The following is an 8,471-nucleotide window of genomic DNA, read 5'->3' on the forward strand; positions in this document are numbered from 1 at the left end:
AATGACTGCATACCTGAAACCCACGAGACTGATGATGATCCTGCTGATGTCGGTTATTCTACCGCTCTCCGGGCAGGCACAGGATAACCGGGCGGCTGCCTATAATTTTCCAAGGCTGAAATCCAGTATTGCCATGCCCGTAGGGATTCCGCTTCCCGAGATCAGCAACATCATCAATGCATCTGTAAAAGAGCTTATTTATTCGGATGATTCCTATACGGATAACAACAATGATCAGTTTAAAGTCAAGGTATGGAAAACCCGTCCGATCCGCCTCGTCAGCGGTACCCAGCAGAACCTCCTGATCGAGGTACCGCTGAAGATATGGGCCGAAAAAGGCATCGGTACGCTGGGCCTCTACACGTACCAGAATACGACTTTTGAAACGGTAATGTCCTTCAGCACCACCATCAGCCTGAAAAGCAACTGGACGATCACCACGACAACAGAGCCTAACGGTTTCCGCTGGGTGACAAAGCCTACCCTCGACTTCGGAAAAATACAGATCCCGATTACGCCGATCGTGGAAAAAAACCTGAAGGAACAACAGGAAAAATTCAGTAAAACCATAGACGGGCAGATTGCCTCCCAGCTTAACTTCAGCCAGTACGCCGCTATGGCATGGAATGCTTTCTCACAGCCATTCCTGATTTCGGAGGAGTATGATACCTGGCTGAAAGTAAGCCCGGTCAGCACCAAGCTTACACCGTTGAAGTTTTATAAGGACCGGATCGATACCTCTATCGGCATCGAGGTCTATTCAGAAACCTTTACCGGAAGCCGGCCATCGGCCTCCGAACCGGTAAAAACCGTGCCTGGCTTTACGCTTGTCCAGTCTCTGGCAGACCGCTTCCGCATTCAGACAACAGCCAATATCCCGTTTACCGAGGCTACCCGCATTGCACAGAATATGTTTCTTGATAAAGAATTTGAAATCCAGGGATCTGCTGCAAAAATCAAAGACATTAAGGTATACGGAGTGGCCGACCGGGTGATGATAGAAGCCCAGACGGAAGGCTACGTCAACGGCAAGGTGTTTATTTCAGGAATTCCCGTGTACGATGAGGGAAAGAGGAAAATTGTACTTTCGGAAACGAAATTCAACCTGAGAACCGCCAATATCCTGCAGAAAACCGCTTCCCTCCTGTTCCGAAGAAAAATTGTGAAAATGATTGAAGAAGAATACGGCATCCCGACTCAGGATATTGAAGAAATATCCCGCAAAAGCATTGAAGAGGCTTTCAATAAAGAATATTACAAAGGGATAAAAATGAACGGAAAGGTATTCAGCCTTAAGCCAGTTCAGATCCTTTTGAATCCGTATGGCATTACAGCTGTTATCGATACCGATGCCAACCTTCATCTGCTGCTGAACGGAATCTGAATGATTCATTACAAGATCGGATGCATACTACGAAAGAATATCTCAAAGTTAAAAGACCACAGGGTTTCCAAAGGCATCAGACTGGCCAATGACCTTCCGGACCTGATTGCTCTGATCATCATCACCAACTCCATTTTATCCCTGCTTTTCACCTTCGTTCCTGTATCATACCAATTCGATAGACTGGTTTCTGTTTCTGGATCATGGCGGCTTTTTGTGGGAATTATTCATAGGAAGTGTAACCTCATTCATTCATTATTTTTATCAGAAAGCATTTCCGGCGGGAAGACATCCGGTAAAATGATCACGCAGACAAGCGTACTCAGCATTGATGGTACAAAACCCGGTCTGAAACAGATTTTTCTGCGGAATATTGTCCGCGAAGTCCCTTTTGACAGTTTTTCATTTCCGGGCGAAAATGGCTGGCATGACCGCCGGACGGATACACGAGTGGTTACTATCAAAAAATATGAAGCTGATAAACAGGCAAAAAGCGAAATTGATACCATCGGCAGCAAAGAAATTGCCTGAAAAATTTTATTTCATCATAAATTTTTCTATATTTGCACACCTGAAAACGGTAAACACAGGGTACTTTGGCCGAGCGGCTAGGCAGTGGTCTGCAACACCATCTACAGCGGTTCGAATCCGCTAGGTACCTCAGGATAAGCCCTTAATTGCTTTATTAAAAGCTTTTAAGGGTTTTTTGTTTATAAAAATTCCAACCATATTCCAACATTTATTTTTTTTAATAAGATCTGATAAATTCACGCAATAGCGAACAGCAATAAAAAAGGCCCCGGTTGGGGCTTTTATTTTTTAATTTGATTTGTATAATTATTCTTAATTCGATATAAAGTTTTTCCGTTTACCACATTCATATTATAAAATACGCCCTTTCTTTTGAAAGTTATAAAGTAAATATACTCTTCAGTATTATTTGCCGATCGTAATATCTCGATCATATTTTTAAAATCAATATTTTTCTTTGATAATGTATTATCATCATTAAACAATAATGACTCTACAAATTCATAGTCAGGATTGTAATTCATCATTTTGCAGATGTTGAACCAAGATTCTTTATTGTTTTCAATTTCAGTACTGGCCATTAATGCAAATTCATCAATACCTGGTTTATCATCTCGTTCATAAGCTATCATATGAAAGTTTGCAGAACTATAGGATCTTCTTTCCAACCCGAAATTATAATCTGTATCAACCGGAATAAGTCCTGTTTTACTTTCTAAAAAATCAAAACTTTGTTTGAAGCTATCTGACACAGCTATAAATTCCTGCAGACTTTGAGATTTTACTGATACAACTGAAAATATAAAAATCGCTATTAATTTTTTCATAAGGTGATTTTTTTTACTACCAGTCATCACTTTGGTTAATTTTTTCTTTAATCACATTCTCATTTGATATAATTTGAATCTTAATCATTTCATTGATTTCATTAAGTGATCGCAAATTATTTCTTGCATTCAGAAATTCTGTTTCTAATTTCTTTTTAAGCCGAGGTTTTGATTCTTGATCCATTAAATTTTTATTTAATGTATATTTTTCATTTTCGGCCTCTATATCTTTTAGTAAGCTATTGTAGGGCTGTTTTATTTCTGGAATACTTATCTGCTTAAATTCCTTGTTAAGTACAATATTATTTACTATGTATCTTACCTTTTTATCTTTTATTTCAATATTCACCTTGTAAGAAGTTCTAGCTGTTGTCAGAAAATCATATTCCATAGTTGGTAAAGCCTCATTAAAACTAAGAATACCTGTATCTGGATCATCTTGATCTATAACAAATTTTGATTTTACAGCAACATTGTTCAACCACTTTTTTAATGTAGAATATATTTCGCTTTTTGTTTTATTACTTTCAATGACTTTAGTATATGTATAATCCCCATCAACTATTTCCAACTCCTGACCGTTAGCAAGAACTGATATTGCTAAAAAGGCAAACAATAATATTGAATTTTTTCTCATAGCTAATTTTTGGGTGAATATACAAATTCCCTGAAATATGATTTTACGGAATCCCGTAAAATAAAAAAGATACCACATTGCATGATAATTCATGGAATATTGAAATTACTCCTATTTCAAACCCAGAAAATAAATAGCGATCTAACATGCTCTTAGTACATTAACCTTACTTAGAATTTAAATTTTCACCTTATGAATGTACTGCAATATTTCATCCTATGTCCTGATCTATAGAAAAAAGAATTCTCTGCTTTATATTCACATTCATTTAAATTATTTTTTGCTTTTCCGAGAATCTTTGAGTTCCTATATGCTCCTTCTTCATCACGCACCACCTATTCAAAATAAGCCATTAAATAATTCTCCGTGACTGGATTTTTTCTATATTTACACTACCAAAAAAATTCTTATGAAAAAATTAAAAAAAGAGCAGTTGAAAGCGATTGTGGCAGGCACTGAAATCTGTCTTGAGTGCGCCGAAGGTTATCATCAGGTAATCATCAACGGCAGATGCTATTGCGAACCGAACTAGAATCAACAAGAAAGCCCTTACCGGGGCTTTTTTGTTAGGGCATACACCTATCTGATCATACTACAGGCAGTAAATTAAAAACGGCCCGGTTTCCGATGTAAAATTAAGTTTACCGCTTGATCTCAAACGCCGGAAGCAAACAGACGGCCGCCGGAAGCTTTCTTACAGCGCCGTGGCAAAAGCAAAAAATCCGAAAAAGATACCCGGACTGTTGGCTACTACAATCGGCCAGTCTTTTTTAGGCCTTTTGATCAGGCCGTAAATAACCCACAGACTGCAGTTGATCCCGGCCACCAGCGGCTGCAGCCAATCGCCTTTTTCACCCTTCAGGTTACCGGAGATCTGCGGAATATAGGAAAAATACATGGCCATGGCTGTTACGGTAGCTACCCAGCCCAATATCTGCATCATTTTTTCATTCATAGTTTCATATGTAAGCAATACCTGCCTGAAATTATTATGCCAGGAAAATGCCTCGTCTCACAGATGTAATTTATACCGGTATAAAATCAGATGTTTCCGGGAAAGTGCCGGTCTGAATGAAGGGTTCCGTACGATACTATGTACCAGGCATTCACCAATGATCATTTCAGAAGCAGCGGATTACAGACTTTTAATGTGAGGCGGGAAGGTAAATATCAGTAAATAAGACGCTATTCTTTGCTGAATGGAATTTCAATATAGCTGTCATTATACCATTTGATTTCGAGTGGCTCCCCGGCATCTTTAACCGATTCTTCGCTCACATCTTTCCCGGTACCGTAATTGATCTGCCACGAAGGGTTTTTATTAATGCCCACCAAAAGCATCAACCGGCTTCCTTTCTCAATTTTTTTGCTGATGAAAGTCGTATTTTTTACAGGAATCGTCGTGATGGCATTTGGAACGAGTAATTTCCGGATCGCCGGATCTTCGGCATAACTTGCCCGGCCTATGTACTTTGAAAGTAAAAAGTATTTTCCGTCCGGCAGTACCTCATACAGATTCATTGAAATGTCACAATCCTTTTTATTAACAGCGAAACTCAATGTTCCTGAGAATGCACCGGTAATTTCGGTTTCCTCACGGAACGGATCCGTAGTATACGCCAGATAATGGTTTGTACCGGGTAAACTGTCTGTGATGATGTCAGATGAATATTTCAGGATCCTGTCTGCATCACTTCTGTCTTTCAGGTCTACTTTTAATGTGGAGCAATAGCCGGGTTTGTTTCGGGCAGGTGATAATTTCATTTTTTCGTCCAGGTAGTATTTCCTTTTGTGCTTATCAAATTCATCCATGGACGCTGCACTTTTCCAGGCATTTTTCCCGATTACTTCATAATTGATCTTATCTTTCAGAAAAACCGGTTTCTCCTTGCCTCCCAGTATATAATCAAACCACTGGAAACAGACTTCTTTCAGGTTGATATTCGCTGCGGGATCAATATTCAGGCCTGCTATTCTATTTTTGATGTAGCCCTGCCCTCCTCCGTGGTCATACGGACCGATGATCAAGTAATGATCAGCCTGCTTATGATATCTTGTATGATTTTGATAATAAGTAAGCGCTCCGATCTGATCGTCATCAAAATAGCCGGTTGTTGTTAATACCGGAATGTTGATCTTCGCATAATCTTCTGAAACGGGAGCCATGTTTTGCCAGTAGCGATCATAAGAAGGATGCTGGAGCCAGCGCTGGAAGAGGTCGTCTTTTTTCCCGCTGATGGCGTCAAGCTGATTAAAAGGTTTTCCGCTGGTATACCAGTCCCTGTATATTTTCATCCATTTTTTTCTGTCAGAAAAGCTTTCCTGATTAACGGTGGGCGTACCGGTAACATAATCCAGCCACTGCAGCATATAAGACATGAAAATATTATTCTGCATCGGGTAATCGATTCCTATTCCTACTGCGACCTGCGGAATGATGGTCTTTAGTGCCGGATGTAATTTTTTGGTTGCTGCCCATTGGCTGAATCCCAGATAACTTCCGCCGATCATTCCCACCTTCCCGTTACTCCACGGCTGCTTCACAATCCAGTCTATTACTTCATTGATATCTTCATGTTCATGCTCAAAAGGCTCGATTTTCTGATGGCCCAGAAACTTTCCCCTGGCATTGATATATACACACATATATCCCCGGCTTGCAATTTCTTTGGCATCGTTTACATCATCCGGTTGCGAGTAGATGGTATTGACAACAATCGACGATCCTTTTTTTATGGTATTGTTCAGTACAACCCTGATACTGATATCATGTCCTTTTTTTGAGGTGATCAGCAGGCTGTCCCGTACTGTAAATGTATGGGCTTCCCATTTCTTCAGAAGCGGATCAGCATATTTGAAAGATTCTTTTGCCACATGGTAAGAATTGTATTTTCTGCAGAGTAAAAGAGCGGTTTTTATATCGACACTGTCTTTCCGGGTGAATTCTGATTTCAGCAGATCATCAATTTCTTTTTGTAGCCGTAAAAGATCAATATCAAAGTACCGGGGCAAAAGAATCTGCGACTGCAGCGATAAGGTCTGGTATTTTTTGTACAGTTCGTCTGTGTAGGCTGCTGCAAATTCTTTTCCATGCGCGGTGTGCTGTAAGGTTTTCATATACACTTCATACTGCGTTCCCATGGCATGGGCTGCGTCCGGATTGCTAGCAAGATAAAAGCGGCGTACGGAATCCAGTCTCTGCAGGGCAAGATTCTGTTTTCCCGACACCATATTAATCCTGAAAAGATTATCATAAAAAACCGTTTTATCCTTTTCAGTATACGTCTTTTCTAATTCTAGTGCCAGGTAAGCCACAAAGCCTGCTAAATTATCAGCATTTATTTTCTCAGCCCGCTGAATAAAAATTTTCTGGGAAAACAGAGTTCCGCACAGCAGGATGAAAACAAGCAAAAAAAATTTTTTCATATATTAGTTTTATACTAATGCATAATCTCTTTCAGAGGCTGCTGATCAGTCTAACGAATCAGCCGGCGCATCATCAGCAATCAATGTAGCTGCAGAAATTACCGGTTTCCATAATAATCTCAGATTGTCTTATACCGGCGGTAGAGAACCCACCCATCTTCGGACTGATCATAAGCCGTTCTCCAGATCTGGGTCATACAGTATGGATTCCATTGTCTTCCTATAGTATCACTGACTCAAAAGCATCTTGTCTCAAAATGACTCCTCTACTTGTATTTGCTGATACATTTCTAATCATCATCATCCATAATAAGGTAACTGACTTTATCTTACGCTTTAGAAATAACAACGCTTAGGCTGACCAATTCCATATACCAATAGTATAGTAATCACCTACTCTTCTCTTTGGCTTTATCTTGCTGCTGGAGTAATCTATTATATTAACACGGTAAAGTGCAGGTACTCTTTTTTGTATCCATTGGCAAAAGACCCGAAACTTTTATGCCCTGCCTCATTTGCAGTTGCTAAAATACTAAGTTTTCCTTAATTTCTTATTCTGTTCAGTTCCTCCGCAGCCTGATTGATCCTCAATCCGTTCAGATACTAAGGAATTTTTTTTCCTTTGAGCTTACTGACTGATGCAAAACAGTTTAGGGATCTTAACCGGCAATTTCTTCCGATATCCCTACATGATGACAATGCATAGAATTACGGTATATGAAAGTGAATAAAATCGGTCTGTGTTAAACAGATGAACAGATGAATAAATAAAATAAGAATGCCGACGGTTGCGATAAAGGAGTATGACAGATCATGAATGAGTAAAAGCAATCCTCAGTATGAAAAAGATCGTTTACAATGTTTTTATCAGCACGACTGGAAACTGTAAAGGATAACCCCGGACCCTATTTTTCATTTCTTAGGGTTTTGAATTGACTTCAGGAGCTTGTTCCCGCTATCCGCTGTATCTTTTTTTGCCGGGCTTGTCCCGGGGCAAAAAAAGGATGCCGCTGCTATCGGGGCTATGCCGGTTGCGGGTGGTTTCGGCGGCTGTCCAAAGACCTGCATCCGGGCTGATGGCTATTGCCATATGATAAAAGACCCGCATCCTGTCAGAGTATCGTATAATGCCTGGTGTACCATCACTTAGAAAAGTAAGGCAGAAAAAACTTCATATGAGCCGCCTGTTTGCAGCATCCCATTACAGCAGATCGGATTTAAGCCCCGTAGGGGCGGTATGTTCATAGCAGCACGTTCCACAATGAATCAGGCTCCATAGAAGCGGCCTGTTTCCCCCTTTTGGATAACAAAGGCAAAGAACAGAGAGGTAACAAGAGAAAAGAAAAGAAAAGAAAAGAAAAGAAGAGAAGAGAACATAACCGGCAGACGGATAACCCGGATGCCCACGGGACCGCTGTGCATGGCTACTGATAAGAACACCGAATATTGAACTTCACACCATCATTTATCATTCATCATCTATCACTCATAACTCATAACTCATCCCTGATGTATGGGCATAAAAAAACCTCATACAAAAATGTATGAGGTTTAAAAAAAGACTGGCGGCGACCTACTCTCCCGCTATTCGCAGTACCATCGGCGCTGGTGGGCTTAACTTCTGTGTTCGGAATGGGAACAGGTGAGCCCCACCGCTAAAACCACC

At 40.3% G+C, this 8,471-nt stretch carries 7 protein-coding genes, 1 tRNA gene and 1 rRNA gene; 4 read left to right on the forward strand and 5 right to left on the reverse strand.

The features are described 5' to 3' along the window. Nucleotide 1: 1 nt before the first annotated feature. From QZ735_RS10705 to QZ735_RS10715, 3 genes are all read left to right on the forward strand, one after another. Nucleotides 2–1,384 carry a DUF4403 family protein gene (locus tag QZ735_RS10705; protein ID WP_294248037.1) on the forward strand — a complete coding sequence of 461 codons (1,383 nt, stop codon included), beginning with the start codon at nt 2–4 and terminating at the stop codon, nt 1,382–1,384. Next, the gene (locus QZ735_RS10710; RefSeq protein ID WP_294248039.1) at nt 1,385–1,915 is read left to right on the forward strand and encodes an RDD family protein; all 531 of its coding nucleotides are present in this window, start codon (nt 1,385–1,387) and stop codon (nt 1,913–1,915) included. 59 nt (nt 1,916–1,974) lie between these two features. Continuing rightward, nucleotides 1,975–2,045: transfer RNA gene (locus tag QZ735_RS10715), tRNA-Cys, on the forward strand. A 151-nt stretch (nt 2,046–2,196) separates the two neighbouring features. On the opposite strand, the gene QZ735_RS10720 is transcribed toward QZ735_RS10715, so the two are convergent. Next, the gene (locus QZ735_RS10720) at nt 2,197–2,742 is read right to left on the reverse strand and encodes a hypothetical protein (RefSeq protein ID WP_294248041.1); all 546 of its coding nucleotides are present in this window, start codon (nt 2,740–2,742) and stop codon (nt 2,197–2,199) included. Between the two features lie 16 nt (nt 2,743–2,758). Next, the gene (locus QZ735_RS10725) at nt 2,759–3,379 is read right to left on the reverse strand and encodes a DUF4468 domain-containing protein (RefSeq protein WP_294248043.1); all 621 of its coding nucleotides are present in this window, start codon (nt 3,377–3,379) and stop codon (nt 2,759–2,761) included. Nucleotides 3,380–3,788: 409 nt separating this feature from the next. Between QZ735_RS10725 and QZ735_RS10730 the strand changes: the two genes are divergently transcribed. Then, nucleotides 3,789–3,911, forward strand: coding sequence for a GNAT family acetyltransferase (locus tag QZ735_RS10730; RefSeq protein ID WP_294248044.1), 123 nt, complete (start codon nt 3,789–3,791; stop codon nt 3,909–3,911). A 162-nt stretch (nt 3,912–4,073) separates the two neighbouring features. On the opposite strand, the gene QZ735_RS10735 is transcribed toward QZ735_RS10730, so the two are convergent. From QZ735_RS10735 to rrf, 3 genes are all read right to left on the reverse strand, one after another. Continuing rightward, nucleotides 4,074–4,334, reverse strand: coding sequence for a SemiSWEET family transporter (locus QZ735_RS10735; protein WP_367117847.1), 261 nt, complete (start codon nt 4,332–4,334; stop codon nt 4,074–4,076). Nucleotides 4,335–4,564: 230 nt separating this feature from the next. Further along, entirely contained in the window at nt 4,565–6,805 is a 2,241-nt protein-coding gene (locus QZ735_RS10740) for a CocE/NonD family hydrolase (protein ID WP_294248050.1), read from the reverse strand. Nucleotides 6,806–8,365: 1,560 nt separating this feature from the next. Then, nucleotides 8,366–8,471: ribosomal RNA gene (gene rrf / locus QZ735_RS10745) — 5S ribosomal RNA — on the reverse strand; the annotation flags it as partial.

Origin of the sequence: uncultured Chryseobacterium sp. (genome assembly GCF_913776365.1) — a bacterium.
Lineage (GTDB): Bacteria > Bacteroidota > Bacteroidia > Flavobacteriales > Weeksellaceae > Chryseobacterium.